The organism is Arthrobacter sp. L77, assembly GCF_000816565.1.
GTDB classification, from domain to species: domain Bacteria; phylum Actinomycetota; class Actinomycetes; order Actinomycetales; family Micrococcaceae; genus Arthrobacter_D; species Arthrobacter_D antioxidans.
Window position 1 is genome coordinate 977,733 of record NZ_JWSU01000004.1, and the last position, 25,087, is coordinate 1,002,819.

Annotated in this window: 23 protein-coding genes and 2 riboswitches; of the genes, 15 read left to right on the forward strand and 8 right to left on the reverse strand. The window is 71.0% G+C overall.

Features of this window, described 5'->3' with window-relative positions; genetic code table 11:
• Positions 1–95: 95 nt before the first annotated feature.
• Positions 96–602, reverse strand: coding sequence for a DUF427 domain-containing protein (locus tag RY94_RS07250; protein ID WP_043443110.1), 507 nt, complete (start codon positions 600–602; stop codon positions 96–98).
• A 79-nt stretch (positions 603–681) separates the two neighbouring features.
• Here RY94_RS07250 and RY94_RS07255 point away from each other — a divergent pair, with 79 nt between their 5' ends.
• From RY94_RS07255 to RY94_RS17745, 10 genes are all read left to right on the forward strand, one after another.
• Positions 682–1,488 (forward strand): carbon-nitrogen hydrolase family protein, encoded by an 807-nt coding sequence (locus RY94_RS07255; protein WP_043443112.1) that lies wholly within the window; start codon positions 682–684, stop codon positions 1,486–1,488.
• Between the two features lie 76 nt (positions 1,489–1,564).
• On the forward strand, positions 1,565–2,569 hold the full coding sequence (locus tag RY94_RS07260) for a LacI family DNA-binding transcriptional regulator (RefSeq protein ID WP_043443906.1): 1,005 nt from the start codon (positions 1,565–1,567) through the stop codon (positions 2,567–2,569).
• Between the two features lie 162 nt (positions 2,570–2,731).
• Complete coding sequence (gene araB / locus RY94_RS07265; RefSeq protein ID WP_043443113.1) at positions 2,732–4,453, forward strand: ribulokinase; 1,722 nt, start codon at positions 2,732–2,734, stop codon at positions 4,451–4,453.
• Complete coding sequence (locus tag RY94_RS07270) at positions 4,450–5,163, forward strand: L-ribulose-5-phosphate 4-epimerase (RefSeq protein ID WP_043443115.1); 714 nt, start codon at positions 4,450–4,452, stop codon at positions 5,161–5,163. Before araB ends, RY94_RS07270 begins: the two co-directional genes overlap by 4 nt.
• On the forward strand, positions 5,160–6,674 hold the full coding sequence (gene araA / locus RY94_RS07275) for an L-arabinose isomerase (RefSeq protein ID WP_043443117.1): 1,515 nt from the start codon (positions 5,160–5,162) through the stop codon (positions 6,672–6,674). The genes RY94_RS07270 and araA overlap by 4 nt, the downstream gene beginning before the upstream one ends.
• A 57-nt stretch (positions 6,675–6,731) precedes the next feature.
• The gene (chvE, locus tag RY94_RS07280) at positions 6,732–7,850 is read left to right on the forward strand and encodes a multiple monosaccharide ABC transporter substrate-binding protein (RefSeq protein WP_043443119.1); all 1,119 of its coding nucleotides are present in this window, start codon (positions 6,732–6,734) and stop codon (positions 7,848–7,850) included.
• Positions 7,851–7,966: 116 nt separating this feature from the next.
• Positions 7,967–9,496 (forward strand): multiple monosaccharide ABC transporter ATP-binding protein, encoded by a 1,530-nt coding sequence (gene mmsA, locus RY94_RS07285; RefSeq protein WP_043443121.1) that lies wholly within the window; start codon positions 7,967–7,969, stop codon positions 9,494–9,496.
• 4 nt (positions 9,497–9,500) lie between these two features.
• Positions 9,501–10,736: a multiple monosaccharide ABC transporter permease gene (mmsB, locus tag RY94_RS07290; RefSeq protein WP_043443123.1), complete on the forward strand. Its 1,236-nt coding sequence runs from the start codon at positions 9,501–9,503 to the stop codon at positions 10,734–10,736.
• Between the two features lie 213 nt (positions 10,737–10,949).
• Positions 10,950–11,498: an RNA polymerase sigma factor gene (locus tag RY94_RS07295; RefSeq protein ID WP_043443125.1), complete on the forward strand. Its 549-nt coding sequence runs from the start codon at positions 10,950–10,952 to the stop codon at positions 11,496–11,498.
• Positions 11,495–12,793, forward strand: a complete 1,299-nt coding sequence (locus tag RY94_RS17745; RefSeq protein WP_043443127.1) for a hypothetical protein — start codon at positions 11,495–11,497, stop codon at positions 12,791–12,793. Before RY94_RS07295 ends, RY94_RS17745 begins: the two co-directional genes overlap by 4 nt.
• On the opposite strand, the gene RY94_RS07305 is transcribed toward RY94_RS17745, so the two are convergent.
• Entirely contained in the window at positions 12,790–13,302 is a 513-nt protein-coding gene (locus RY94_RS07305; protein WP_043443129.1) for a CoA-binding protein, read from the reverse strand. The genes RY94_RS17745 and RY94_RS07305 overlap by 4 nt on opposite strands.
• Positions 13,299–14,678, reverse strand: coding sequence for an O-acetylhomoserine aminocarboxypropyltransferase/cysteine synthase family protein (locus RY94_RS07310; protein ID WP_052274054.1), 1,380 nt, complete (start codon positions 14,676–14,678; stop codon positions 13,299–13,301). The genes RY94_RS07305 and RY94_RS07310 overlap by 4 nt, the downstream gene beginning before the upstream one ends.
• A 91-nt stretch (positions 14,679–14,769) precedes the next feature.
• A riboswitch (SAM riboswitch) is annotated at positions 14,770–14,874 on the reverse strand.
• Between the two features lie 84 nt (positions 14,875–14,958).
• Here RY94_RS07310 and RY94_RS07315 point away from each other — a divergent pair.
• Together RY94_RS07315 and RY94_RS07320 are read left to right on the forward strand one after the other, a co-directional pair.
• Positions 14,959–15,189: a hypothetical protein gene (locus RY94_RS07315; RefSeq protein ID WP_043443131.1), complete on the forward strand. Its 231-nt coding sequence runs from the start codon at positions 14,959–14,961 to the stop codon at positions 15,187–15,189.
• A gap of 120 nt (positions 15,190–15,309) precedes the next feature.
• Positions 15,310–15,492, forward strand: a riboswitch (cyclic di-AMP (ydaO/yuaA leader).
• Between the two features lie 3 nt (positions 15,493–15,495).
• Positions 15,496–16,395 (forward strand): LysM peptidoglycan-binding domain-containing protein, encoded by a 900-nt coding sequence (locus RY94_RS07320; protein WP_043443133.1) that lies wholly within the window; start codon positions 15,496–15,498, stop codon positions 16,393–16,395.
• Between the two features lie 91 nt (positions 16,396–16,486).
• On the opposite strand, the gene acs is transcribed toward RY94_RS07320, so the two are convergent.
• The 4 genes from acs to RY94_RS07340 form a co-directional block, all read right to left on the reverse strand.
• The gene (gene acs / locus RY94_RS07325; protein ID WP_052274055.1) at positions 16,487–18,433 is read right to left on the reverse strand and encodes an acetate--CoA ligase; all 1,947 of its coding nucleotides are present in this window, start codon (positions 18,431–18,433) and stop codon (positions 16,487–16,489) included.
• Complete coding sequence (locus tag RY94_RS07330; protein WP_082046119.1) at positions 18,424–19,284, reverse strand: ABC transporter permease; 861 nt, start codon at positions 19,282–19,284, stop codon at positions 18,424–18,426. The genes acs and RY94_RS07330 overlap by 10 nt, the downstream gene beginning before the upstream one ends.
• Positions 19,281–20,318, reverse strand: a complete 1,038-nt coding sequence (locus RY94_RS07335) for an aliphatic sulfonate ABC transporter substrate-binding protein (protein ID WP_052274056.1) — start codon at positions 20,316–20,318, stop codon at positions 19,281–19,283. The genes RY94_RS07330 and RY94_RS07335 overlap by 4 nt, the downstream gene beginning before the upstream one ends.
• 88 nt (positions 20,319–20,406) lie before the next feature.
• On the reverse strand, positions 20,407–21,222 hold the full coding sequence (locus tag RY94_RS07340) for an ABC transporter ATP-binding protein (RefSeq protein ID WP_043443134.1): 816 nt from the start codon (positions 21,220–21,222) through the stop codon (positions 20,407–20,409).
• Positions 21,223–21,478: 256 nt separating this feature from the next.
• On the opposite strand from RY94_RS07340, the gene RY94_RS07345 reads away from it, so the two are divergent.
• Positions 21,479–21,895, forward strand: coding sequence for a CoA-binding protein (locus RY94_RS07345; protein WP_043443136.1), 417 nt, complete (start codon positions 21,479–21,481; stop codon positions 21,893–21,895).
• Between the two features lie 3 nt (positions 21,896–21,898).
• Here the strand turns inward: RY94_RS07345 and RY94_RS07350 are convergent, their stop codons facing one another.
• Positions 21,899–22,741, reverse strand: a complete 843-nt coding sequence (locus RY94_RS07350) for a DUF1206 domain-containing protein (protein WP_043443138.1) — start codon at positions 22,739–22,741, stop codon at positions 21,899–21,901.
• Between the two features lie 210 nt (positions 22,742–22,951).
• On the opposite strand from RY94_RS07350, the gene RY94_RS07355 reads away from it, so the two are divergent.
• Both RY94_RS07355 and RY94_RS07360 read left to right on the forward strand, forming a co-directional pair.
• Positions 22,952–23,515: a DUF1990 family protein gene (locus RY94_RS07355; RefSeq protein WP_043443140.1), complete on the forward strand. Its 564-nt coding sequence runs from the start codon at positions 22,952–22,954 to the stop codon at positions 23,513–23,515.
• 128 nt (positions 23,516–23,643) lie between these two features.
• Positions 23,644–25,050: an acetamidase/formamidase family protein gene (locus RY94_RS07360; RefSeq protein ID WP_043443142.1), complete on the forward strand. Its 1,407-nt coding sequence runs from the start codon at positions 23,644–23,646 to the stop codon at positions 25,048–25,050.
• The last annotated feature ends 37 nt before the right edge of the window (positions 25,051–25,087 follow it).

The window sequence follows — 25,087 nt, forward strand, 5'->3', positions numbered from 1 at the left end:
TGTCCTTGCGTTGCGTGCGATGGTCAGCCTGCGACGATAGCGGTGCCACCTGAACGTCCGCTGGACGCGCCCTCCGGACGGCGGTGCCACCAGCGCTACCAGCCCCAGGTCCCCGCACCGCCCTTGAACGGGCCGACGATCGCCGCGGTGATCCACCCGCCGTAGAAATCGCCCTCCTGGGACTGCACCCGCTCGCCGTCCACCGTGCACTCGTCCATCCGCGAGGGATAGAGTGCCGCGCGTGTGGCCAGGTCCTCGTACCCGCGCACCGGGGTGGGATAGGTCCAGGCGCCGCGCGGGCTGCGGGCGGTCCCGGCGACGACGTCGAAATAGCTCGCGGCACCCTTGAACTCGCAGTGCGTGGTGCCGTCGACGGGCACCAGGACCCCGGGTGCGAACGCGTCGATCGGCAGGTAGTAGACCGGCGGGTGGCTCGTCTCCAGGACCCGGACGGCGTCGTCCGTGCCGATGATCAGCTTTCCGCCGAACCGCACCTCGATCCTCGCCGTCGTCCGCTCCACCCGCGGCGGCCTCGGGTAGTCCCACACGGACTCCTGGCCGGGGCCGGGCTGCACGCGCTGTCTCTTCACCGGGTTCCTCATGGGACGAAGGCTACTCCGGCGTGCTGGACGGGGTCTGTACGCTGGAGAACAGGTGTCATCCACACGTGAGGGCGGGAACATGTTGGTCAGTGTCGGTCAGTTCAGGCCCGGCGGGGACGCCGCGGCGAACCTCGCCGTGATGCGGGACCTCGCGGCGGAGGCCGCCGCCGGGGGCTCGGAACTCATCGTCTTCCCCGAGGAGTCGATGTTCACGGTCGGCCGGGTGGAGGGCTCCCTCCAGCAGGCCGTGGAAGCCACCTGGACCTCCTTCGTCCAGCAGCTGTCCTTCATCGCCGCCGAGCACTCCATCGCCGTCGTCGCCGGGGGCTATGAGCCCAGCGGCGAGGGGCGGCCCTTCAACACGCTCGTCCTCGTGGACGGGACCGGCCGGATCGTGGACACGTACCGGAAGCTGCACCTGTACGACGCCTTCAGCTACCAGGAGTCCACGCGCATCAAACCGGGCGACGGCGGCATCAAGGTGGCCCGGATCGGCGGCCTCGGGGTGGGGCTCATGACCTGCTACGACCTCCGGTTCCCCGAGCAGGCCCGGGCGCTCGCCGACGCGGGGGCCGACCTCATCTGCGTGCCGGCCGCCTGGTTCAAGGGTGAGCACAAGATCGAGCACTGGGAGACGCTGCTCAAGGCGCGGGCCATCGAGAACACCGTGTGGGTGGCGGCCGCCGGGACCTCCAGCGGCCATACGATCGGCCACTCCGCCGTCATCGACCCCATGGGGGTCCCGCAGGCACACCTCGAGGACGAGGAGCGCGGCGTCGTCACCGTCGAGGTGACACGGCGCAGGGTCGACGACGTCCGCGAGTTCCTGCCCGTCCTGCGGAACAGGCGTTTCGCGCGGAACGAGACCATTGTCGACGCCCACTGACGCCGAGGCCTCACGCCCCGCCGAGCCGTCCCGCCCCGCGGAGGGGGCCCGGCCCCCGGAGGGACGTGCCGCCAACATCCGGGACGTGGCACGGCGGGCCGGGGTCTCGCACCAGACCGTCTCCCGGGTGATCAACGGCCACCCGAGCCTCCGCCCCGAGACGCGTGACCGCGTCCTGGCCGCCATGGACGAGCTCAGCTTCCGCCCCAACCGTGCGGCCCGCGCGCTCGTGACCAGCCGCTCCACCACCATCGGCGTGCTCGTCGGCAAGGGCTTCGAGTACGGGCCCGCGGCGAGCCTGCAGGCCATCGACAGCGCAGCGCGCCAGGCCGGGTACGCCGTGGACGTGGCGCACCTCGACGAGGTCGACGGCGGGTCGATCCGAGCGGCCCTGGACCGGTTGCTGGCCCACGGCGTGGACGGCTTCATCATCCTGGCGCCGCAGGCGCTGACCGTCGAGGAGATCGAGCGGCTGTCCATCACGCTGCCCTTCGTGACGGTGCACTCCGCGCGGGCCCCTGACGACCACCGGCTGTCCGTGGACCAGTCCGGCGGGGCCGTCCTCGCCACCCGCCACCTGCTCGAGCTGGGCCACCGGCGCATCGCGCACGTGGCGGGGCCGGACGGCTGGTTCGAGACGGACGCCCGCATCCGCGGGTACCGCACCGAGATGGAGGCGTGGGGGCTGGAGCCGGAGCCCCTCCTCTCCGGCACCTGGACGGCGGAATCCGGCTACCGGGCAGGGCTCGCGCTGGTCCGGGACCCCGGGATCACCGCCGTCTTCTCCTCGAACGACCAGATGGCGCTCGGGCTGATGCACGCCTTCCGCGAGCACGGACTGCGGGTGCCCGAGGACATCAGCGTGGTGGGCTTCGACGACGTCCCCGAGGCCGCCCACTACTGGCCCCCGCTCACCACGGTGCGGCAGGACTTCCCCGAACTCGGCCGACGCTGCGTCGCGCGGCTGCTCGGACTGATCGGCGCGCCGGGCTCGGCCGCAGCACCCGGGCCGGTCGGGGCGGCCGCCGACGTGCGGCCCGAGTTCGTGCTCCGCTCCTCCACGGCCCGCCTCCAGGGCTGACGCCCTCGCGCCCGGCACCTCCTCCACGCACGTTGACACATCCGGCGGGCAGGGCACACACTGGTGACCGCGGATGTGAACGGTCACATTAACCGGTCGCACTGCACCACGATCCATCAGGGCACTGCCTGCAGTCCCGAGAAGAACAAAGAGGTCCTTCCCTTGAGTGACTCCACCCTGGGCGCATCCGCGCCGACCGAGGACGCCGGCAGCCCCACCTACGTCATCGGCGTCGACTACGGCACCCTGTCCGGGCGCGCCGTCGTCGTCCGTGTCTCCGACGGCGCCGAGCTCGGCGCCTCGACGCTCGAGTACCCGCACGCCGTGATGGACTCGACGCTCGCCGCGACGGGGGAGCAGCTCCCGCCCGAGTGGGCCCTGCAGGTGCCCTCCGACTACGTGGACGTCCTCCGCACGGCCGTCCCCGACGCCGTGCGGCAGGCGGGCATCGACCCGCAGGACGTCATCGGGATCGCCACGGACTTCACGGCCTGCACCATGGTGCCCACGCTCGCCGACGGCACGCCCCTCAACGAAGTGCACGGCTACGAGGGCCGCCCCCATGCCTACGTGAAGCTGTGGAAGCACCACGCCGCCCAGGGCCAGGCCAACCGGATCAACGAGCTCGCGGCCCGACGCGGCGAGGCCTGGCTGCCGCGCTACGGCGGACTGATCTCGAGCGAATGGGAGTTCGCGAAGGGCCTGCAGCTGCTCGAGGAGGACCCCGAACTGTACGAGCGCATGGACCACTGGGTGGAGGCCGCCGACTGGATCGTCTGGCAGCTCACCGGCCGGTACGTACGCAATGCCTGCACCGCCGGGTACAAGGGCATCTACCAGGACGGCGCCTACCCCTCGGAGGAGTTCCTCGCGGCGCTCAACCCGGAGTTCGCCGGGTTCGCCCGCGACAAGGTGGAGCACACCATCGGGGCCCTCGCCTCGAAGGCCGGGACGCTGTCCGAGGAGGCCGCGGGCTGGACCGGACTGCCGGCGGGCATCGCCGTCGCCGTCGGGAACGTCGACGCCCACGTCACCGCCCCCGCCGCCCAGGCAACGGACCCCGGCCAGATGGTGGCCATCATGGGCACCTCGACGTGCCACGTCATGAACTCGGACCGGCTCGCCGAGGTGCCCGGCATGTGCGGTGTCGTGGACGGCGGGATCGTCGAGGGCTCCTACGGCTACGAGGCCGGCCAGTCCGGCGTCGGCGACATCTTCGCCTGGTTCGTGGCGCACCAGGTCCCGGGGGGGATCCGGGATGCCGCCGCGGCGCGGGGGCTCAGCGTCCACGAGTACCTCACCCTTCAGGCGCAGGCGGAGCCGGTCGGGGCGCACGGCCTCGTCGCGCTCGACTGGCACTCCGGCAACCGCTCCGTGCTCGTGGACCACGAACTGTCCGGGACCATCGTGGGCCTGACGCTCGCCACCCGGCCGCACGAGATCTACCGCGCACTCCTGGAATCGACGGCCTTCGGCACCCGGACGATCGTCGAGACGTTCAACGCCTCCGGCGTGCCCGTCACCGAGTTCGTGGCCGCGGGGGGCCTCATCCGCAACCCGTTCCTCATGCAGGTCTACGCCGACGTGCTCAACATGCCCATCTCGGTCATCGGCAGCGCCCAGGGCCCGGCCCTCGGGTCGGCGATCCACGCCGCCGTCGCCGCCGGTGCCTACGAGGACATCCACGCGGCCGCCGCCGCGATGGGCCGCCTGGATCGTGCCGCGTACACGCCCGACGCCGGGCGCGCCGCCGCGTACGACGCCCTGTACCGCGAGTACACCGCCCTCCACGACTACTTCGGGCGCGGCGCCAACGACGTCATGCACCGGCTCAAGGCCCTGCGCCGGTCCGCCCTCACCCGGCAGGAGGCGATCGCCGTATGAGCACCTTCAGCCCGGCCGTCGAAGCGGCCATCGCCGCGGTCCGGAAGGACGTCGCCGGCCTGCACGCCGAGCTCGTACGCTACGGACTCGTCGTCTGGACCGGGGGCAACGTCTCGGGCCGCGTGCCCGGAGCGGACCTCTTCGTCATCAAGCCCTCCGGCGTCGGCTACGACGAGCTGACGCCGGAGAACCAGATCCTCTGCGACCTCGACGGCACCGTCGTCCCGGGAAGTGCGGGCTCGGAGCGCGCCCCGTCGAGCGACACCGCGGCGCACGCCTACGTCTACCGGAACATGCCCGACGTCGGCGGCGTGGTGCACACGCACTCCACCTACGCCGTCGCCTGGGCTGCGCGCGGCGAGCCGATCCCCTGCGTCATCACGGCCATGGCGGACGAGTTCGGCGGGGAGATCCCCGTGGGCCCGTTCGCGGTCATCGGGGACGACTCCATCGGGCGCGGCATCGTCGAGACGCTCACCGATCACCGCTCCCGCGGCGTGCTGATGAAGAACCACGGCCCGTTCACCATCGGCCGGGACGCGAAGGACGCCGTGAAGGCCGCCGTGATGCTCGAGGACGCCGCCCGGACCGTGCACATCTCCCGCCAGCTCGGCACGCCGACCGGCATCCAGCCCGAGCACATCGACTCACTCTTCGACCGCTACCAGAACGTGTACGGCCAGCCCGCCATCCCAGGAGCCCCCGCATGAGCCCCCTCAGCACCACCCTCGACGCCTACGAAGTCTGGTTCCTTACCGGCAGCCAGGAGCTCTACGGCGAGGAGACACTGCAGCAGGTCGCCGAGCAGTCACAGGAGATCGTCCGCCTGCTCGGGGAGTCCGGCCTGCCCGTGAAGGTGGTCTGGAAGCCCACCCTGAAGGATTCCGCCTCCATCCGGCGCATGGCGCTGGATGCCAACGCCGCGGACCACGCGATCGGGGTGATCGCCTGGATGCACACCTTCAGCCCCGCGAAGATGTGGATCGCGGGGCTCGACGCCCTCCGCAAGCCCCTGCTGCACCTGCACACGCAGATCAACGTGGCACTGCCGTGGGGCGAGATCGACTTCGACTTCATGAACCTCAACCAGGCCGCCCACGGCGACCGCGAGTTCGGCTACATCCAGTCGCGCCTCGGGGTGCCGCGGAAGACCGTCGTGGGGCACGTGTCCAGTCCCGATGTCTGCGCGAGGATCGCGTCCTGGCAGCGGGCCGCCGCCGGCTGGGCCGCCGTCCACGACCTCAGGGTGGCCCGCTTCGGCGACAACATGCGCAACGTCGCCGTCACCGAGGGGGACAAGACCGAGGCCGAGCTGCGCTTCGGCGTCTCGATCAACACGTGGGGCGTCAACGACCTCGTCGCCGCCGTCGAGGCCCAGTCGGAGGCCGCCGTCGATGCCCTCGTCGCCGAGTACGAGGAGACGTACGACGTGGTCCCGGAGCTCCGCCGCGGCGGGGACCGGCACGAGTCGCTGCGCTACGGCGCCCGGCAGGAACTCGGCCTGCTCTCCTTCCTCGAGGAGGGCGGCTTCGGGGCGTTCACCACCAGCTTCGAGGATCTCGGCGCGCTCCGGCAGCTGCCCGGCCTCGCCGTCCAGCGTCTCATGGCGCGAGGCTACGGCTTCGGCGCCGAGGGCGACTGGAAGACCGCCGTCCTCGTCCGGGCCGCCAAGGTCATGGGCGCGGGGCTCCCGGGCGGCGCCTCCCTCATGGAGGACTACACGTACCACCTGGTGCCGGGGGAGGAGAAGATCCTCGGTGCGCACATGCTCGAGATCTGCCCCACCCTGACCACCGCGAAGCCCTCCCTCGAGGTGCACCCGCTGGGGATCGGCGGCAAGGAGGACCCCGTGCGCCTCGTGTTCGACACGGATGCCGGCGCGGGCGTCGTCGTCGCGATGTCGGACCTGCGCGACCGCTTCCGCCTCACCGCGAACGCCGTCGAGGTGGTGCCGCCCGACGCACCGCTGCCCAACCTGCCGGTGGCCCGCGCGGTGTGGAAGCCGGAGCCGAGCCTCGAGACCTCCGCGGCCGCGTGGCTCAGCGCCGGGGCCGCGCACCACACCGTCCTCACCACCGCGGTGGGCCTCGAGGTCTTCGAGGACTTCGCGGACATCGCCGAGGTGGAACTGCTGCGGATCGACGCGGACACGACGCTGCGGGACTTCCAGCGCGAACTGCGCTGGAACGCCGCCTACTACCGGCTGGCCCAGAAACTGTAGGACCCTCTCCCGAAAGCCGGCAACGCTGCCGGAAACCACTCACAAGAAAGATCCACCATGAATCGGAAATACCTGGCCGGCATCGCGGCCGCCAGCATCCTGACGCTCAGCCTCACCGCGTGCGGTGGGAGCCGCGGCGGCGGCGACGCCACCGCCGCGGAGGGCGGATCCAACGAGGGCGCGAAGATCGGCGTCGCCATGCCCACGCAGCAGTCCGAGCGCTGGATCGCCGACGGCGAGAACGTGAAGAGCCAGCTGGAGGACCTCGGCTACGAGGTGGACCTGCAGTTCGCCAACGACGACATCCCCACGCAGGTCTCCCAGATCGAGAACATGATCAACGGAGGCGTCAAGGCCCTCGTCGTCGCCTCGATCGACGGCACCACGCTCACCAGCGTCCTCGACCAGGCCGAGTCCCAGGACATCCCCGTGATCGCCTACGACCGCCTGATCAACGGCTCGGAGACCGTGGACTACTACACGACGTTCGACAACGAGGAGGTCGGCGTCCAGCAGGCCACGTCGCTGCTGACGGGCCTCGGCATCCTCGACGCCGACGGCCAGGAGACGGGCGAGGAGGGCCCCTTCGACGTGGAGCTCTTCGCCGGCAGCCCGGACGACAACAACGCCACGTTCTTCTGGAACGGCGCCATGGAGACCCTGCAGCCCTACCTGGACAGCGGTGTGCTGCGCGTGCCCAGCGGCCAGACCGACTTCGAGCAGGCGGCGATCCTCCGGTGGCTCCCCGACACCGCGCAGGACCGCATGGAGGACCTCCTCACCGTGGGTGGCGGCGAGCGCCTCGAGGGCGTCCTCTCGCCGTACGACGGCCTGTCCATCGGCATCATCTCGGCGCTGACCTCCGGCGGCTACTCCGCGGACGAGCTGCCCGTCGTCACCGGCCAGGACGCGGAGGTGGGCTCGGTGAAGTCCATCATCGCCGGCGAGCAGTACTCGACGATCTTCAAGGACGTCCGGGAGCTCGGCAAGCAGGCCGTCACGATGGTCGACGCGCTCATGAAGGGCGAGGAGCCCGAGGTGAACGACACCGAGACGTACGACAACGGCGTCAAGGTGGTGCCGTCCTACCTCCTCGAATCCGAGATCGTCACGGTCGACAACTACGAGGCCTCCCTCGTGGAGACCGGCTACTACACCGAGGACGACCTCAAGTAGCACTCCCGCAGCACCCCTGACGCCGGTGGCCCCGGACCTTCCCGGTCCGGGGCCGCCGGTGCCGTACCTCGCCCGGCTGCTGCCGGGACTTCCACTCACGTAAGCGAGGCTCCACCATGGCGGAGAACATCCTCAGGATGCGCCGCATCACCAAGACCTTCCCGGGCGTGAAGGCCCTCCAGGACGTCAACCTCGACGTCGCGCGGGGTGAGGTCCACGCGATCTGCGGGGAGAACGGGGCCGGGAAATCGACCCTCATGAAAGTGCTGTCCGGGGTGTACCCGCACGGCACGTACGACGGCGACATCGAGTTCGAGGGCGCGGTCGCGGAATTCAAGGACATCCGGGACAGCGAGCGCGACGGCGTCGTCATCATCCACCAGGAGCTCGCCCTCTCCCCCTTCCTGTCCGTCGCGGAGAACATCTTCCTCGGCAACGAGCGCGAGAAGCGCGGCTTCATCAACTGGAACGAGACCAACGTCGAGGCGGCCAAGCTGCTCCGGCGCGTGGGCCTCGACCTCAACCCGGTGGTGCGGGCCGGCGACATCGGCGTGGGCAAGCAGCAGCTCGTCGAGATCGCGAAGGCGCTGTCGAAGAACGTGAAGCTGCTGATCCTCGACGAGCCCACCGCGGCGCTCAACGACGAGGACTCCCGGCACCTCCTCGGGCTCGTCAAGGGCCTCCGGTCCGAGGGCATCACCTGCATCATCATCAGCCACAAGCTCAACGAGATCCGGGAGATCGCGGACTCGGTGACCATCCTCCGTGACGGCCGCACCATCGAGACGCTCAGCCTGCATGACGGCTCCGTCACGGAGGAACGCATCATCCGGGGCATGGTGGGCCGTGACATGGAGAGCCGCTACCCCGAACGCACGCCGTCGATCGGCGAGGAGGTGCTCCGGGTCGAGGACTGGACCGTCCACCACCCGCAGGAGAGCAGCCGGGTGATCGTCGACTCGGCGAACCTCTCCGTCCGTGCCGGCGAGGTGGTCGGTGTCGCGGGGCTCATGGGCGCGGGGCGGACCGAACTCGCCATGAGCATCTTCGGCCGGAGCTACGGCTCCAACATCACGGGCACGCTCTACAAGAACGGCACGCCGATCACCGCGAGGACCGTCGGGGACGCCATCCGGCACGGCATCGCGTATGCGACGGAGGACCGGAAACGGTACGGCCTGAACCTGATCGACGACATCAAGCGCAACATCTCCGGCGCCGCACTGGGCAAGCTCGCGACGCGCGGCTGGGTGGACAGCGGCCAGGAGGCCGTCGTCGCCGGCGACTACCGGCGGTCCATGAACATCAAGGCGCCCTCCGTGACCTCCATCACCGGGAAGCTCTCCGGCGGCAACCAGCAGAAGGTGGTGCTCTCCAAGTGGATGTTCTCGGACCCCGACGTCCTGATCCTCGACGAGCCCACGCGCGGGATCGACGTCGGCGCGAAGTACGAGATCTACACGATCATCAACCGCCTCGCCGGAGAGGGGAAAGCGGTGATCGTCATCTCCTCCGAGCTCCCTGAGCTGCTGGGCATCTGCGACCGCATCTACACCCTCGCGGAGGGGCGCATCACCGCCGAGGTGCCCATCGACGAGGCGACACCGGAACTCCTCATGCAACACATGACCAAGGAAAAGGACTGACTCCATGGCTACCACCGTCAAGGACCCCGTCGTCGCGACGCCGCCGCCCACCGTCAAGGACGGGTTCTCCTTCCTCGCGGGCAGGCTGCGGCAGATCGGCATCTTCGTGGCGCTCCTCGTGATCGTCACCCTGTTCCAGGTGCTGACCGGCGGCGCGCTGCTGCAGCCGGACAACGTCTCGAACATCATCGTGCAGAACAGCTACATCCTCCTGCTGGCCATCGGCATGGTCATGATCATCGTGGCCGGGCACATCGACCTGTCGGTGGGATCGGTGGCCGCGTTCGTGGGCGCCATGTCCGGCATCATGGTGCAGGACTGGAACTTCCCCTGGTGGGCGGCGTTCATCGCCTCGCTGATCATCGGCGGACTGGTGGGTGCCTGGCAGGGCTTCTGGGTTGCCTACGTGGGCATCCCGGCGTTCATCGTCACCCTCGCCGGGATGCTCGTGTTCCGCGGGCTCACGCAGATCGTCCTCGGGAACCAGCGCATCACCGGCTTCCCGGAGGAATACCGGCAGCTCGGCGGCGGCTTCCTCTTCCCGGGCCTCTTCCCGGCCGAGACGAACCTGCTCGACTGGACCACCGTGGGGCTCGGCGTCATCGCCGTCGCACTCCTCGTGATCACCCAGCTCCGGGGGAGGGCCACCCGGGCCAGCCTGAACCTCGAGGACGAGCCGCGGGCCTGGTTCCTGACGAAGCTCGCGTTCATCGCGGTGATCATCCTGGGCCTGACCTACCTGCTCGCGAGCTCCCGCAGCGGGACGCCGATCGTGCTCGTGGTCCTCGGCATCCTGATCGTCGCCTACAGCGCCGTGATGAACAACTCCGTCTTCGGCCGCCACATCTACGCCCTCGGCGGCAACCTGCAGGCGGCGCAGCTCTCCGGCATCAACACCAAGCGCATCGACTTCCTGCTCTTCGTCAACATGGGCGTGCTGGCCGCACTGGCCGGGCTCATCTTCACCGGACGCCTCAACTCGGCCGGCCCGGGTGCCGGCAACCTGTTCGAGCTCGACGCCATCGCGGCGGCGTTCATCGGCGGCGCAGCCGTGACCGGTGGCGTCGGTACCGTGATCGGGGCGATCACCGGCGGCCTCATCATGGGCGTGCTCAACAACGGCATGTCCCTGCTCGGGGTGGGGATCGACGTCCAGCAGTTCATCAAGGGCATGGTGCTCCTGCTCGCCGTCGGGTTCGACGTGTTCAACAAGCGGCGCGCCTCGAACGCGCTGAAGTAGGGCCCCGCAGAAGAAATCCCGGAAAAGACGGACCGGGCGTAACTTTCCCCGGCTCCCGGTCGATTACCCCACTGAAAGCGCCGCACCGAGGCTTATCCCCCAACGGGCCTCGGTGCGGCCTTTTGTGCACCTGCATGAAGGGCTCTCCGCCCGGTCGGGAGGCGGCGGTTACGATGGTCACGCCGTGCCGGTCGAACAAGGAACAGATGGAACGTGGTCTCAACGCTGCCTGCTGATGCGCTCGTCCGCGCGCAGACAGGCGAGCCGGCGGCCCTGTCCCTGATCTATCAATCCCTGAGCCCGGCCGTGCTGGGATACTTCTCGGGGCGCGGGTCCGAGGACCCGGAGGCCCTCACCCAGGACGTCTTCCTCGCGGTCTTCTCCAGGCTCGAGTCGGTGACCGGAGGGCTTCCCGGGCTGCGCACGTTCACCTTCTCCGTCGCCCACGCGCGCTACGTGGACGAGGTGCGCAGGAGGACGCGGGCGCCCGTGCTGGTGGGCTACGAGGTCGACGGCGACACCCGGACCACGGACTCCGCGGAGGAGGTGGCGCTCGGCAACCTCGACGTGGCAGGGGGGTTGCTCGAACAGCTCAGCACCGACCAGCGCGAGGTCATCCTCCTGCGCATCGTGGCGGAGCTGCCGATCGACCAGGTCGCCGAGATCCTCGGGAAGTCGGCAGGATCGGTGAAGCAGCTGCAGCGGCGGGGACTGCTCAGGCTGAAGGACCTCGTTCAACCCAATGAATCGGAAGCGCCATGACTGCACGTGAGACGCCGGACGCCGTACGGCACCTCCTCGACGAGGCCGGCGTCGCCGAGGACCCCGCCCTCGTGCGCGCCGTGGAGACCCTCCGCACCCTCGGGGCGGGACCCGCGCCCGAGGTGACCGCCGAACTCGCCCAGCTCATGGCCGACGGCGGCAGGGCGCCGTCGGGCCGCCGCAACAAGAGGCGTATCACCTTCATCGGTGGAGCGCTGGCCGTGTCCATGGGCGTCGGGATGTCCGGCGTCGCGGCCGGCACCGCCCTCACCGACGGCCTCACCGAGGCCGTCGAATCGATGGCACGCTTCAGCATCCGGGACAGCGTCGACCGGGCGCACCCGCTTCCCGGCGCACTGGCGGGGCCGGACGGCGGCGGAGGGCCCGTCGTCGCCCCGTCCGCCGAGGCCCCGGCCCGGTCGCTCGCGGAGCCGGTTCCTGCGCCGTCGGCCGCGGCGGAGGTGGGCCGGTCGGCCGATGCCGGTCCCCCCGTGACGGACGCCGGTCCGCCCGCGGACCATGCGGTGCCGCGTGGCCCGGCAGGCGCCGGTCCGTCCGGTCCGGAACACACCCCGCCTACTGCCGCCCCGGATGGGCCGGCCGCTGCGGGTCCACCCGCTGCAGTCCCTCCCGCGCGCCAGGCGCCCCCCGCCGGGACTCCTGCTGCTGAGGCGCCCCCGGCCGCTGTCCCCCCGGGTGCGGCGTCACCCGTGGGACCGGCGGGATCCGCGCCGGCGCCCGGACGCGAGCGTCGCTCCATGGCGGCGCCGCTCGCGTCCGGGAGCACCGTGCCGGGAAGCCCGGTGCCCGGGAGCACCGTGCCGGGAGGCCGGGCCCCGGGGACAGCGGTCCCCGGGAACGGACAGGCAGGCGGTCCGGCTGCCGGGAACGGAAAGCCGGTCGATCCGGCCACAGGCGACGGGAAGATGGGTCCGGCCCCCGGGCAGGGGACGGCGGACAGCCCGGTCCCCGGCAGGGGCACGGCAGGCGGTCCGGTCCCCGGGAACGGGACCGCGAAGGCGGGCGGCCGGGGTCCCGAGGTCCGGCAGCTGAAGCAGCCCGGGCCGGGGGCTCCGGACGGTCCTGCTGCCGACCCGCGGGAGAGCGGCGCGTCCGCTGATGGGCGGGCTGTCCCCGCGCCGCAGGGCAGGGTGTGGCTCCTCGCGCCCGCGGGCGGTCCCGGGCAGGTCCCGTCCGTGCCCGGCACCGGGGATCCCGGCGCGGAGGAGGCGACGTTCGTGCCCGGCCCCGTCCCGGCGCCGGATGATCCCGCCGGGCTGCCGGACCTCCGCTAGGAGGTGAGCTGCCGCTTGGAGGAGATGACGCCGGTGTTGAACCCGGCGAGGTTGAGCCCGCCGTGGAAGCGTGCGTGCTCGATCTTGATGCAGCGGTCCATCACCACGTCCAGGCCTGCGGCTTCGGCGTCGCGCGCCACGTCCTCGTGCCAGGACCCCAGCTGCAGCCAGAGCGTCCTCGCGCCGACGTCGAGCGCGTCCTGCAGCACCGAGGGCAGGTCGTCGTGCTTGCGGAACACGTCGACGACGTCGGGCACCTCGGGCAGGTCCTTCAGCGACGCGTAGGCCGGCTGGCCGAGGATCTCCTTCGCCACCGGGTTCACGAAGTACAGGCGGTAGGGGGAGGAGGACTGCAGGTAGGTCGCGACGAAGTAGGACGCTCGCGAGGGCTTGTCCGACGCGCCGACGATCGCCACCGACCGCGCACTCCTCAGCAGGTTCAGCCGTTCGGGTGCCGACGGCCCCTCCCAGGTCCGTTCCGGTGTCGTGTTGCCGGTGCTGCTGCTCATGCTCCCACTCCCACTGCCCGTGTTGCCGACGCGTCGTCGTCGTTCTCACCGGCCGCTTCCTGCGGCAGGTCCTCGAAGGCGGCGTCGGAGGCGTTCACCGCGATGTCCAGGGCCTGGTCCAGGTCCCAGAGGATGTCCTCGAGGTCCTCCAGCCCCACGGAGATGCGCACGAGGTCCTCGGGGACGCCCGCCGCGGCGAGCTGCTCGGCCGAGAGCTGCTGGTGCGTCGTCGAGCCCGGATGGATCACGAGGGTGCGGGAGTCGCCCACGTTCGCGAGGTGCGAGGCGAGCTGCAGCGACTCGATGAACTTCTGGCCCGCCCTGCGGCCGCCCCTGATGCCGAAGCTGAACACGGAGCCGGGGCCCTGCGGCAGGTAGGTCTTCGCCCGCTCATGATGCGCATGGGTGGGGAGCCCGGCGTAGTTGACGTATTCCACCCGCGGATCGGCCTGCAGCCACTCGGCGACGGCCAGGGCGTTCTCGAGGTGTTCGTCCAGGCGCTGCGCGAGGGTCTCGACCCCCTGCAGGAGCTGGAAGGCGGACATCGGCGAGAGGGAGGGCCCGATGTCGCGGAGCTGCTCGGTGCGCAGCTTGGTCAGGAACCCGTACTCCCCGAAGTTCGCCCACCACTGGATGTTGCCGTAGGACGGCACGGGTTCGGTCATCATGGGGAACTTGCCGTTGCCCCAGTCGAACCGGCCGCTCTCCACGATCACGCCGCCGAGCGTGGTGCCGTGCCCGCCGATGAACTTGGTGGCCGAGTGGATGACGATGTCCGCGCCGTGCTCGATGGGGCGCACCAGGTAGGGCGTGCTCAGCGTGGAGTCGACGATGAACGGGACGCCGGCGTCGTGGGCGACCTTCGCGAGGCCCGCGAGGTCGGCGATCTCGCCGGAAGGGTTCGCGATCACCTCGGCGTAGACCGCCTTGGTGTTGTCCTGGATGGCGGCCGCGTAGTCCGCGGGGTCCGTCCCGGGGACGAAGGTGGTCTCGATCCCGAACCGGCGCAGCGTGACGTCGAGCTGGGTGACGGTGCCGCCGTACAGCTGGGAGGCCGCGACGATGTGGTCCCCGGCCTGGCAGAGCGCCGCGAAGGTGATGAACTCCGCGCTCATGCCCGACGCCGTCGCCACCGCCCCGATCCCGCCCTCGAGGGAGGCGATGCGCTCCTCGAACGCGGCGACCGTGGGGTTGCCGATCCGCGAGTAGATGTTGCCGTACTTCTGCAGCGCGAAGAGGTTGGCGGCGTCGTTGGTGTCCTTGAACACGAAGGACGTCGTCTGGTAGATCGGGACCGCCCGGGCCCCGTGGGTGGCGTCGGGCGTGCCGCCCGCGTGCAGTGCGCGCGTGCGGAAACCGAAGGAACGTTCTGCCATCAGGCACCTGCCTTGCTGGATTCTGACACTGCGACGGTGGGTCGGAGGTCGGGGTGGGTGCCGCAGGCGGCCGGGACGATGCTCATGGTTCCCTCCATCGTTCTGGCAGTAGCACCCTCATGTCGCCGCGGGGACGCGGAGGCCAGGGTTGCTGCGGCGTCAGTGAGCCAGATCTCTCGGCCGCTCGGGATGGTCGGATCGAGTCTGACACCGGGCCGGTGCAGAACCAAACCATGTGTCCCCGTGTGAGGCAGGGGTTGCGGCGACCTAGGCTGGAGGGATGGAGGAATGGAGATCGGCAAGCCGGGCGCAGGACCGCAAGCTGTGGCAGACGCTCTGGTACGTCGGCGCCGCGCTGACGCTCACGCTGGCCAGCAGCATCCTCGTGGCCCTGGGCGGCTTTGGAGCGGCGGCCACGGACTGGTTCTACGTCCAGCAGGCGGTGCTGCTCTTGCTCAGTGCCGCCGGGACGGTCTTCGCCCTCCGTCGCTGGCGGACGCTGCGCGGCTGAGGAGCACTTCACCTCCTGTTACTCAAATGTGACAGAAGTGACTGCTGTTAGGTATGGTCAGCACGTGCTTCCGCGACCGTGGGGCGCTCCTGGACGGATTGCCGAGCCCTGCCGTCGTCCCGGACTCGTTTGCAACCACGAAAGGCAGGGACGGGGGAACCACTAGTTCCACCGGGCGCGCAGGAGACCCTGCAGGCGCCCTCGGGGTTAAGTCGCACCACATCACCCACGGGTGATGTCCGCGGCCGGGTGACTCCCATCCGAACCCGACAGCTCACCCCGCAGGCATGGGAGAGGTATAGAACCATGTCACGAAACATTTCTTCAGCGCGCCACCGTGCCGACGTCGACGGCAGTCTCGCGCTGCAGGGCCTGTCCCGCGCCGCCAAGGCCCACGCCACCGCCGTAGGCCGCCCCGTCGCGATCGCCGCCGTCACCTCGGGCCTCGCGCTCGGCGCCGTGGGCACCGCCCATGCCGGTGAGTACACCGAGCAGGGCACGACGACGGCCCCCGCGGTCGTCGCAGCACCGGCCGCCGGCGCCGCCGCGACGACGCACACCGTCGTCGCGGGTGACACCCTGGGCGCCGTCTCGGCACGCTACGGCGTCGACCTGACCGCGGTCCTCACGGCGAACGGCCTGTCCGTCGCATCGGTCATCTTCCCGGGCGACACCATCACCATCCCCACCGGCGGTGCCGCTGCGGCTCCGGCCCGGACGGTATCGGTGTCGGTGCCCGTCGCCGCGCCCGCGGCGTTCGTGGCGGCTGCTCCCGCGGCGCCGGTCCAGCAGGCCGCTGCTGTCGCCCCCGCTCCGGCCGTGTCCACGGCTCCGGCGCCGGGCGTGCAGCTGGCCTCCGCCGGCATCACCCCGATCGCGACCTCCGGCAGCGCCGGCGGTACCCTCCTTGCTTCCGCCCAGTCGCAGCTCGCCGCCGGTGCCGTCCAGGACTGCACCATCCTGGTCGAGAAGGCGCTGCGCGCCGCGGGCATCCCCGCGGGCGATCTCGGCCCCTCGCAGTTCTTCCGGTTCGGCCCCACCGTGGGCACCCCGGCTCCGGGTGACCTCGTCATCACCGGCGGTCACGTCGCGATCTACGCCGGCGGCGGCCAGGTCATCAGCAGCGGCATGAACGGCGCGAACCTCACCATGAAGCACTCCCTCTCGGATCTCCCGGGAGCCTCCTTCGTCCGGGTCGCTGGCTGACACCGGAACGAACCACACGCGGGAAGCGGCAGGCGCTTGGACGGGGCCCCTGCCGCTTCCTTCTTTTAACGCCGGATCGCCCGAGGGCGCATCACCGGCGGGACAGCACGTCCTGGATCCCAGGGATGCACCCTTCGTTCTGCAGGGAGGTGGTGTCCCCGAGCGCTGAGCCCTCGTAGAGCTGCGTCAGCAGGCGGCGCATGATCTTCCCGGAGCGCGTCTTCGGCACGTCGGGTACGACGACGACGGCGGACGGCCGCGCGATCGGCCCGATGGCCGTCGCGACATGGGCGCGGAGCGTCGAGGCGACGTCCGTGTCCGGATCGGCGCCCGAGGCCAGCACCACGAACGCCGCGATGGCATGGCCCGTCAGGGGATCGGGCACGGGGCAGGCGCCGGCCTCGGTGACGAGCGGGTGGGCCACGAGCGCCGACTCGATCTCGATCGTGGACAGCCGGTGGCCCGAGACGTTGATGACGTCGTCCACGCGGCCCAGGATCCAGGTGTCGCCGTCGTCGTCGTACCGTGCGCCGTCGCCGGCCAGGAACCAGCCCTGCGCCGCGAACGTCCGCCAGTAGGAGTCGAGGTAGCGCTGCGGGTCGCCCCACACGGTGCGTGCCATCGCCGGGCCGTGACGGTCCACCACGATCAGGCCCTGCACGCCCGGCGGGACGGGACGGCCCTCCTCGTCGACGATGCGCGTGCTGACCCCGGGCAGTGCGCGGGCGGCGCACCCCGGCTTGAAGTCCGCGTCGGTGGGGCTGGGGGAGAGCACGGTGGCGCCGGTCTCCGACTGCCACCAGGTGTCGACGACGGGCACCTCGTCGCGGCCGAGGTTCCGGCGGAACCAGCGCCACGCCTCGGGGTTGACCGCCTCGCCGACCGTGCCGAGCACGCGGATGCTCGAGAGGTCGTAGGAGCCCGGGACGCCGTCCGGGAACCAGCCCATGAGCGAGCGCACCAGCGTGGGCGCGGTGTAGTAGCTCGTGACGCCGTAGCGCTCGATGACCTCGAGGTGGCGTCCCGGATGGGGCGTGTTGGGTGTGCCCTCGTAGAGGACCTGCGTCGCCCCGTTGGAGAGCGGGCCGTACAGCTCGTAGGTGTGGGCGGTGACCCAGGCGAGGTCGGCGGTGCACCAGTGCACGTCCCGTTCGCGCAGCGCCGGGTCGGGGTTGCTGAAGAGATGCTCGAAACTCCAGGACGCCTGCGTGAGGTACCCGCCCGAGGTGTGCACGAGGCCCTTGGGCTTCCCGGTGGTCCCCGACGTGTACATGATGAACAGCGGCGTCTCGGCGTCGAACGCCTCCGGCTCGTGGTGCGGTGAGGCGGTGTCGACGACGTCGTGCCACCACACGTCGCGGCCCTCGCTCCAGCTGATGTCCGAGCCGGTGCGACGCACCACGAGGACGTGCTCGATGCCGTTGTCCCCGGCCACCGCGGCGTCGGCGTTGTCCTTCACGGGCACGGCGACGCCCCGCCGGAACTGGCCGTCCGTGGTGACCAGCAGCTTGGCGCCGGTGTCCTCGACGCGGAAGCGGAGCGCCTCCGCCGAGAACCCGCCGAAGACCAGCGAGTGCACGGCGCCGATCCGCGCGCAGGCGAGCGTGATGACCACCGTCTCGACGAGGACCGGCAGGTACACGACCACGCGGTCGCCCGTCCCGATGCCCAGGGCCAGCAGCGCGTTCGCGGCCCGCGACACCTCGTCCTGCAGGTCCGCGTAGGTGACGGTGCGGCGGTCCCCGGGCTCGCCCTCGAAGTGGAGTGCCACGCGATCGCCGCGCCCGGCCCGGACATGCCGGTCCACGCAGTTCGCTGCGACGTTCAGGGTGCCGCCGGAGAACCACTCGATGGCCGGGATGCTGAGGGTCCCGTCCGCCTGCGGCTCAGCCTTCTCGAAGGAGTGCACGGTGTGCCACGGCGTGTCCCAGTCGAGCCGTGCGGCCTGTTCGGCCCAGAAGGCGAGGCGCCCGGCCTCCTCCTGGGCTGCGGTGGCCGCGTCCGTGCCGGTGCCTGCCGTGCCGGTGCCTACGCCCACCGTCGCACCGCCCAGCGTTCCGCGATGCCGAGGAGCGCATCCGTCGTCTTGCCGATCACGGCGAGCAGGATGATCGCGAGGATGATCCGGTCCACGCGGCCTGTCTGCTGGGAGTCCGTGAGCAGGAAGCCCAGGCCCATGGACGAGGCGATGAGTTCGGCGGCCACGAGGAACAGCCAGGACTGCGCGAGCGCCAGCCGGAGGCCCGAGAACAGCGCGGGCACGACGGCGGGCAGCTGCACCGTGGTCAGCAGGCGGAGGCCGTTGAGGCCGAATGCCCGGGCGGCCTCGACGAGGTTGCGGTCCACGTGCCGCAGGCCGAGGTAGAGCGTGGTGAAGACGGGGAAGAAGGCGCCGATGCTGATGAGCGTGACCTTCGAGTCCTCGTTGATGCCGATCCACAGGACCAGCAGCGGGACCCACGCGAGGGACGGGACGGCGCGCAGGGCCCCCACGGTGGGGGTGAGCAGCACGTCCGCGAGTCGGGACAGGCCCAGGAGCGCGCCGGCGAGCACTCCGAGCAGGGAACCGATGACGAAGCCGAGGACCACGCGCTGGGTGGAGATCAGGATGTGCGTGGCGAGCTGGCCGCGCTCCACCAGGTCCACGGCGGCAGCGAGGACCGACGCCGGCGAGGGGAGCTGCGACGGGCGGAAGAAGCCCGACGCCGTGCTGACGTGCCAGGCCAGCAGGATCAGCGCCGGGACGATGAGCCCGAGCAGCACGACACCGGCCCGGCGGGCCGTCCGGCCCCGGCCCGCGTCGTTCCGAGGCGCCTCGGGTCCGGTCACCGACGCACCGATCGCCGCCAGGCCCTGCGCGCTCACCGGCGCCGCGTGGTCGGCGCTCATGAATCGGAGCCGATGGACGCTGGATCGGCGTTCTCGACGAGCGAGGCGTCGAACAGGGAGTCGAGGGCTTCGTCGATCTCCTCCTGGGACTTCACGTCACCGGTCTCCACGAACACGGGACCGATCTTCTCCAGGACGCTGCGCTGGGCGTCGCCCGGGGCGGGGTCGACGTCGAGGTTCGTGCGGTCGATGATGACCGACTCGGCGATCGCCGGGTCGATCGCGGCGACCTCGGCGAGGATCGCGGCGGTCTCCACGGGGTTCTCCTTCGCCCATTCCCGGGCCTTCTCGTAGGCGTCCACCACGGTCTGGGCGACGTCCGGCTTCTCCTCGAGGAAGTCCTCCGTGGCGTTGAGGAAGCCGTAGGTGTTGAAGTCGATGTCACGGAAGAACAGCTCCGCGCCGTCCTGCTCCGCGGCGGCCATGATCGGGTCCAGTCCGGACCAGGCGTCCACGGCGCCGCTGGCGAGCGCGGCACGGCCGTCGGCGTGCTGCAGGTTCTCGATGGTGACCTCGGACTGGTCCACGCCCGCGGCCTCGAGTGCCTGCAGGAGGAAGAAGTACGGGTCGGTCCCGCGGGTCGCCGCGATGGACTTGCCCCGCAGGTCCTCGACGCTCGTGATCCCGGAGTCGGGGAGCGTGACGAGCGCCGCCCACTCGGGCTGCGAGTAGATGTCGATCGCCTTGATCGGGGAGCCGTTGGAGCGGGCGAGCAGCGCCGCCGACCCGGCGGTGGAGCCCACATCGATCGCCCCGGCGCGCAGGGCCTCGTTGGCCTTGTTCGACCCCGCGGACTGCACCCAGTTGACGGTGATGTCCTGCCCGGCGAGTTCCTCCTCGAGCCACCCCTGCTCCTTGATGATGAGGCTCAGCGGGTTGTAGGTGGCGAAGTCGATGTTGAGCTCCCCGCCCTCCGTGGCTCCGCCGTCGGCGGCCTGCGTGTCGGAGGCGTTCTCTCCGGCCAGGCAGCCGCTGAGGCCGAGCGAGAGGGCGGTGGCGAGGGCGAGGGTCGGCAGGAGGGCACTGCGGTTCATGGTGGTCCTTCGGTGGAGGGTGGGGACAGCGGGCAGGCACGGTGGCAGCGCGGTACGACGGCGCTGCGGGAGGGGTGGGGCGGCGGGACTAGTGGCCGGTGACGCCGAGCATCGACAGCAGGGTGCTGCGGAGTGCTCCGAGGTCCGCGGAGTTGCGGTCGCGCGGGCGGTCGCCGGGCACGGCGACGAGTTCCGCGATGGTGGAGCCCTCCGGTCCGTCCTCGTCCCCGCGGCCGAGCACGAGGATGCGGTCGGCGAGCTGGAGGGCCTCGTCGACGTCGTGGGTGACCAGCAGCACCGTGGTGGGCTGCGCGCGGTGGATGTCCAGGAGGAGGTCCTGCATCCTGATGCGGGTGAGGGCGTCGAGCGCGCCGAAGGGTTCGTCGAGCAGGAGGACCCCGGGGTTGCGGGCCAGCGCGCGTGCGAGCGACGTCCGCTGGGCCATGCCGCCGGAGACCTCGCGGGGGCGGTGCTTCGCGAAGGTGTCGAGCCCCACGAGCTTCAGCAGTTCGAGGACCTTCGCCTTGCCCGCGCTGGCGCTGGAGGACTTCGGCAGTCCGATCGCCACGTTGGCCTGCAGGGTGTGCCACGGCAGCAGCCGGGGTTCCTGGAAAGCCACGGCGCAGCGCTCGTCGATGCCCGTCACGGGGGTGCCGTCGATGAGGACCTGCCCGCTGTCGGGGATGTCGAGTCCGGCGGCGGCGCGCAGGAGCGTGGACTTGCCGCAGCCGCTCGTGCCGAGGATGGCGAGGATCTCGCCGGGTTCCACGTCCACGGTCACATCCCGGAGGACGGTGCGGCGGTTCGCGGACGGACCGAAACTGCGCCCGAGCCCGGCGAAGCGGACGCCGAGGGCCTGTTTGTGGTGGGACTGGGTGCTGCCGGGTGCCAGAACTGCGGTCATGGTGTCTCCATCGGTCCTGGCGGTAGCACCCTACGGACCGAGCCTTCGCCACCGTGTCCGGTGGTTCCCGTGGCTCGGACCTCGATATCGTCCGGCATCAGGGGGATGCGGACGACCAGGGTTGCTGCGGCTTCACTGATCCAGGTCTCTCAGCCGCTCGGGATGGTCACTCCTATGAAACGCCCGGGGTCCCGCCGGAGCAAAATAGGACGTGTAACAAACGCTGTAACAATGGCAGGGCACACCGGGAGGCTCCGTGGCACACCAGAACGATCCGCAGGTCATCAGACGGCTTTTGACCGAGCACGGCCGGTGGGCGGTGGTGGGCCTGTCCGACAACCCGCGCCGCGTCGCCGTCGGGGTGTCGCGGTTCCTGCAGGACGGCCTGGGGATGGAGATCATCCCCGTGAGCCTGAAGGGCGACGCCGTCCACGGCCGGAAGGGCTACACGCGGCTGGCGGACATCCCCGGCCCGATCGACGTCGTCGACTGTTTCGTGAACTCGTCCCGGGTGGGCGCCGTCGTGGACCAGGCGATCGCCGTGGGCGCGAAGGCCGTGTGGCTGCAGCTCGGCGTGATCGACGAGGACGCCGCCCGCCGCGCAGCGGAGGCGGGACTCGACGTCGTCATGGACACGTGCCCCGCGATGGAGGCGCCGGCGCTCGGGCTCTGACGCCTACATGCGCTGGTACTTCGACCGCACCGCCATGAAGACGCCGTAGGCCATGAGGCCCAGGGCCACGGCGCCGAGGAGCCAGACGCCGAAGGGCTGGTCCCGCAGCGACTTCAGGGCGCCGTCGAGCCCGGTGGACTGCTCGGGGTTGTTCGTGACCGTGGCGACGATGATCAGGACGCCGAGGACCCCGAGGGCGAAGCCCTTCGCGATGTACCCCACCATCCCGAGCACGACGACGGCCGTGCCGGCCCGTCCCGAGGGGAGACCCGAGAGGTTCTTGAGGAAGTGGCGGGTGGCTCCGCTGTAGGCGAAGTATCCGCCGACCACGAGGATGCCGACGCCGACCGCGAGGAGGAGCGCCACCCCGGCCGGGTTGGTCATGAGGGAGCCGGTCAGCGAACTCGCGCCGCCGCTGCTGTCGCTGGAACCACCGAGTGCGTACCGCCCGAAGGTCACGCCGATCGCGGCGTACACCACGGCCTGCCCGCCGCTCTTGGCCTGTAGCTTGAGCTTGTCCTTGCCATGGCGTCCCTTCGCGCCGAAGAACACCTCGCTGAACTGGAACAGGGCGAGGGCGATGCACCCGACGAAGCAGAACCACAGGAGTGCCGTGCCGCCGGGGTTGCCGGCCAGTTGCCCGATCGCGCCGCTCTGGTCGGCCTCGCCGGAGCCGCCGCGCGCCAGGCCGAGGGCTATGAGGCCGATCAGGAGGTGCAGGATGCCGGCGGCCACGTAGCCGGCGCGGGCCGCGACCTCGAGTCCCTTCGAGTTCGCGGCGTCCTCCGCGGCGTCGGACGCCTTGTCCGCCGCGTCCCTGCCCGGCGTGCCGGTCCCTGGTGCCATGATGTTCCCGCCTCCCTTGTCGGTCTCCCGTGACGATCTCGTTCGTCGATCGGCGGGGCGGACGTCACAGGTGGGTCCGGGCCGGTCTGGACCTCCATCCTGCCACTGCTCGTCCATCGGCGCGCGCCGGTCCGTTCCGGGTCCACTAGGTTGGGACCGGACCCGTTCCGCCGGGGTCCCGGCGGCGAGGCATCGAGGGAAGAGGCACGCATGGAACAGTTCACGTACGAGGAGCGCGGCGCGACGGACCGGCCCTTCCCCGAGTCCCTCGAGGGCGGCTGGCCCGCCGGCTTCACCGTCATGGTGCAGTCCCACGAGATCGCTGCCGAGGACCCGTCGGCCGCCTTCGTCGCCCTCACGGAGGGCATCCTGGCGTGGGAGCTGCACCGCGGGGCCGGGCTCACCATGGAGTCCGACGCCGGGCGGGCCGATCCCGGTGTCCGCGTGGTCTCCGGGTTCGGGGTGGGCCCCGCGCGGATCAAGGCTCCGTGCAGGGTCATCTGGTCGCGGACACCGCAGCTCGACGGCGCGGGCAGGGCGGTCCCGGGCCAGCGCGGCGGGTTCGGGTACGGCACGCTGCCCGGCCACCCGGTGCGGGGCGAGGAGGGATTCTACGCCGAGCTGACGGCCGACAACCGGCTGCTGTTCATCTGCTCCGCCTACAGCGTGCCGGCGAGCCTCGTCTACCGGCTCGCGGCGCCGGTGACCAGGCTGACGCAGCGGTACGTCCTGTGGCGGTACGTGAAGGCCGCGCGGGCCCTCGCGGGCTCCTAGCCTCCTGCCCCGTGCCGTCGTCGGTCCCGCGCCTGCTGCAGCGGACATCCTGCCGTCGCGGATCCGAAACGGCCCCGTAACGCCCCGCCGCTAGCTTGGGAAGCTCCACGACCCGGAGGGAATCCAGCATGGCTGATGTAGTGGGGCAGGAAGCTGCCGAGGTGTTGACGGACGGATTGGGCAGGAGGAATTTCATGGGAGTGGTCGCCGCTCTCGGCGCGCTGTCCGCCGCATCGGTCGCAGGAGCGACGCCCGCGATCGCCGGCGGGCACGGAGCGGAGCGCGAACCTGCAGCACCGGGCAAGGCTCCGGGCGCGCCCGGCCACGGACCCGGGGGCACGAAGGGACAGGCCGACATCCTGCAGCCGGGACGCGGCCGGATCCGCGGCGATCACTACCTCTCCTCCACACCCGACGACGTCCTCTGGGGCTATGTGCCCACCGTGGACGCGGCACCCGTCATGACGATCCGGTCCGGCCGGACGGTCACCATCGACGCGCTCTCGCACGAGGGGATCCTCGAGGACCAGGGACGCGACCCGGTGGAGTACTTCGGCGCGCTCGGGGTCGGCCGGTCGTCGGTCCTGGACGACGCCGTGGACATCGCCGCCGGCTACCGTCGGACGGAGCGGCGCTTCGACGTCGACGGCCCGCACATCGTCACCGGGCCCATCGCCGTCGAAGGCGCCGAACCCGGTGACGTGCTGAAGATCGAGACCCTCGAGGCGGTCCCCCGGGTTCCCTACGGCGTGGTCTCCAGCCGGCACGGGAAGGGCGGCCTCGCGGTGCAGCCCGGTCCCACGCCACCGGCCGGGACCACCCTCGAGGAGATCATGCCGCCGGTGGCCACCGACAACCGGGCGTCGGGCATCCCGTCGGACTACGGCAACGTCTCGGTGTTCACGCGGATCGAGAAGGGCAAGGGCGTGATGACCAGCGGGGACATGACCGTCCGGTTCCCGCTGCGGCCCTTCATGGGGATGATGGGCGTGGCCTTCGCGGACGCCGACGGCCTGACGGCACCCGAGGCGAACTCCGTCCCGCCGACGCTCGGCGGAGGCAACATCGACATCCGCCACCTCGGCGCGGGGTCCACCTTCTACCTGCCGGTCAAGGCGCCGGGCGCCCTCTTCTACGTCGGCGATCCGCACATGGGCATGGGCGACGGCGAGGTGGCGCTCACCGCGATGGAGGGCTCGCTGCGCGGGACCTTCCGGCTGACGGTGTGCAAACCCGGCTCCGGCGATGCCCCCTCGGTCGCGTACTCCTACCCCTTCGGCGAGACGAAGGACGCCTGGATCCCGATCGGCCTGTCCGATCCGGACGGGCTCGCCGGCGGGGGCGTCTCGGGCGACCTGAACGTCGCCATGCGCCGCGCCATCATCAACGCCCTCGACTTCCTGCAGCACGATCGCGGCATGGACCGCGCGGTGGCCTACGCCTACCTCTCGGCGGCGGCGGACTTCGCGGTATCGCAGGTCGTCGACCGGACGGTCGGGGTGCACGGGCTGATCGCGAAGGCGCACTTCGGCTGAGCCGGGGACGGCGCGGCGGTCGTCCTGCGTGTGCGGC

Excerpts from the sequence above, each read along its gene's own strand:
- RY94_RS07340 (WP_043443134.1), bottom strand. The coding sequence starts at position 21,222 with ATGACCGCAGTTCTGGCACCCGGCAGCACCCAGTCCCACCACAAACAG.
- RY94_RS07255 (WP_043443112.1), top strand. The coding sequence starts at position 682 with ATGTTGGTCAGTGTCGGTCAGTTCAGGCCCGGCGGGGACGCCGCGGCG.
- RY94_RS07270 (WP_043443115.1), top strand. The coding sequence starts at position 4,450 with ATGAGCACCTTCAGCCCGGCCGTCGAAGCGGCCATCGCCGCGGTCCGG.
- chvE (WP_043443119.1), top strand. The coding sequence starts at position 6,732 with ATGAATCGGAAATACCTGGCCGGCATCGCGGCCGCCAGCATCCTGACG.
- mmsB (WP_043443123.1), top strand. The coding sequence starts at position 9,501 with ATGGCTACCACCGTCAAGGACCCCGTCGTCGCGACGCCGCCGCCCACC.
- RY94_RS07305 (WP_043443129.1), bottom strand. The coding sequence starts at position 13,302 with ATGAGCAGCAGCACCGGCAACACGACACCGGAACGGACCTGGGAGGGG.
- RY94_RS07335 (WP_052274056.1), bottom strand. The coding sequence starts at position 20,318 with ATGAACCGCAGTGCCCTCCTGCCGACCCTCGCCCTCGCCACCGCCCTC.
- RY94_RS07315 (WP_043443131.1), top strand. The coding sequence starts at position 14,959 with ATGGAGGAATGGAGATCGGCAAGCCGGGCGCAGGACCGCAAGCTGTGG.
- RY94_RS17745 (WP_043443127.1), top strand. The coding sequence starts at position 11,495 with ATGACTGCACGTGAGACGCCGGACGCCGTACGGCACCTCCTCGACGAG.
- RY94_RS07360 (WP_043443142.1), top strand. The coding sequence starts at position 23,644 with ATGGCTGATGTAGTGGGGCAGGAAGCTGCCGAGGTGTTGACGGACGGA.
- RY94_RS07355 (WP_043443140.1), top strand. The coding sequence starts at position 22,952 with ATGGAACAGTTCACGTACGAGGAGCGCGGCGCGACGGACCGGCCCTTC.
- RY94_RS07310 (WP_052274054.1), bottom strand. The coding sequence starts at position 14,678 with ATGGCAGAACGTTCCTTCGGTTTCCGCACGCGCGCACTGCACGCGGGC.
- RY94_RS07330 (WP_082046119.1), bottom strand. The coding sequence starts at position 19,284 with ATGAGCGCCGACCACGCGGCGCCGGTGAGCGCGCAGGGCCTGGCGGCG.
- RY94_RS07350 (WP_043443138.1), bottom strand. The coding sequence starts at position 22,741 with ATGGCACCAGGGACCGGCACGCCGGGCAGGGACGCGGCGGACAAGGCG.
- RY94_RS07250 (WP_043443110.1), bottom strand. The coding sequence starts at position 602 with ATGAGGAACCCGGTGAAGAGACAGCGCGTGCAGCCCGGCCCCGGCCAG.
- mmsA (WP_043443121.1), top strand. The coding sequence starts at position 7,967 with ATGGCGGAGAACATCCTCAGGATGCGCCGCATCACCAAGACCTTCCCG.
- araA (WP_043443117.1), top strand. The coding sequence starts at position 5,160 with ATGAGCCCCCTCAGCACCACCCTCGACGCCTACGAAGTCTGGTTCCTT.
- RY94_RS07320 (WP_043443133.1), top strand. The coding sequence starts at position 15,496 with ATGTCACGAAACATTTCTTCAGCGCGCCACCGTGCCGACGTCGACGGC.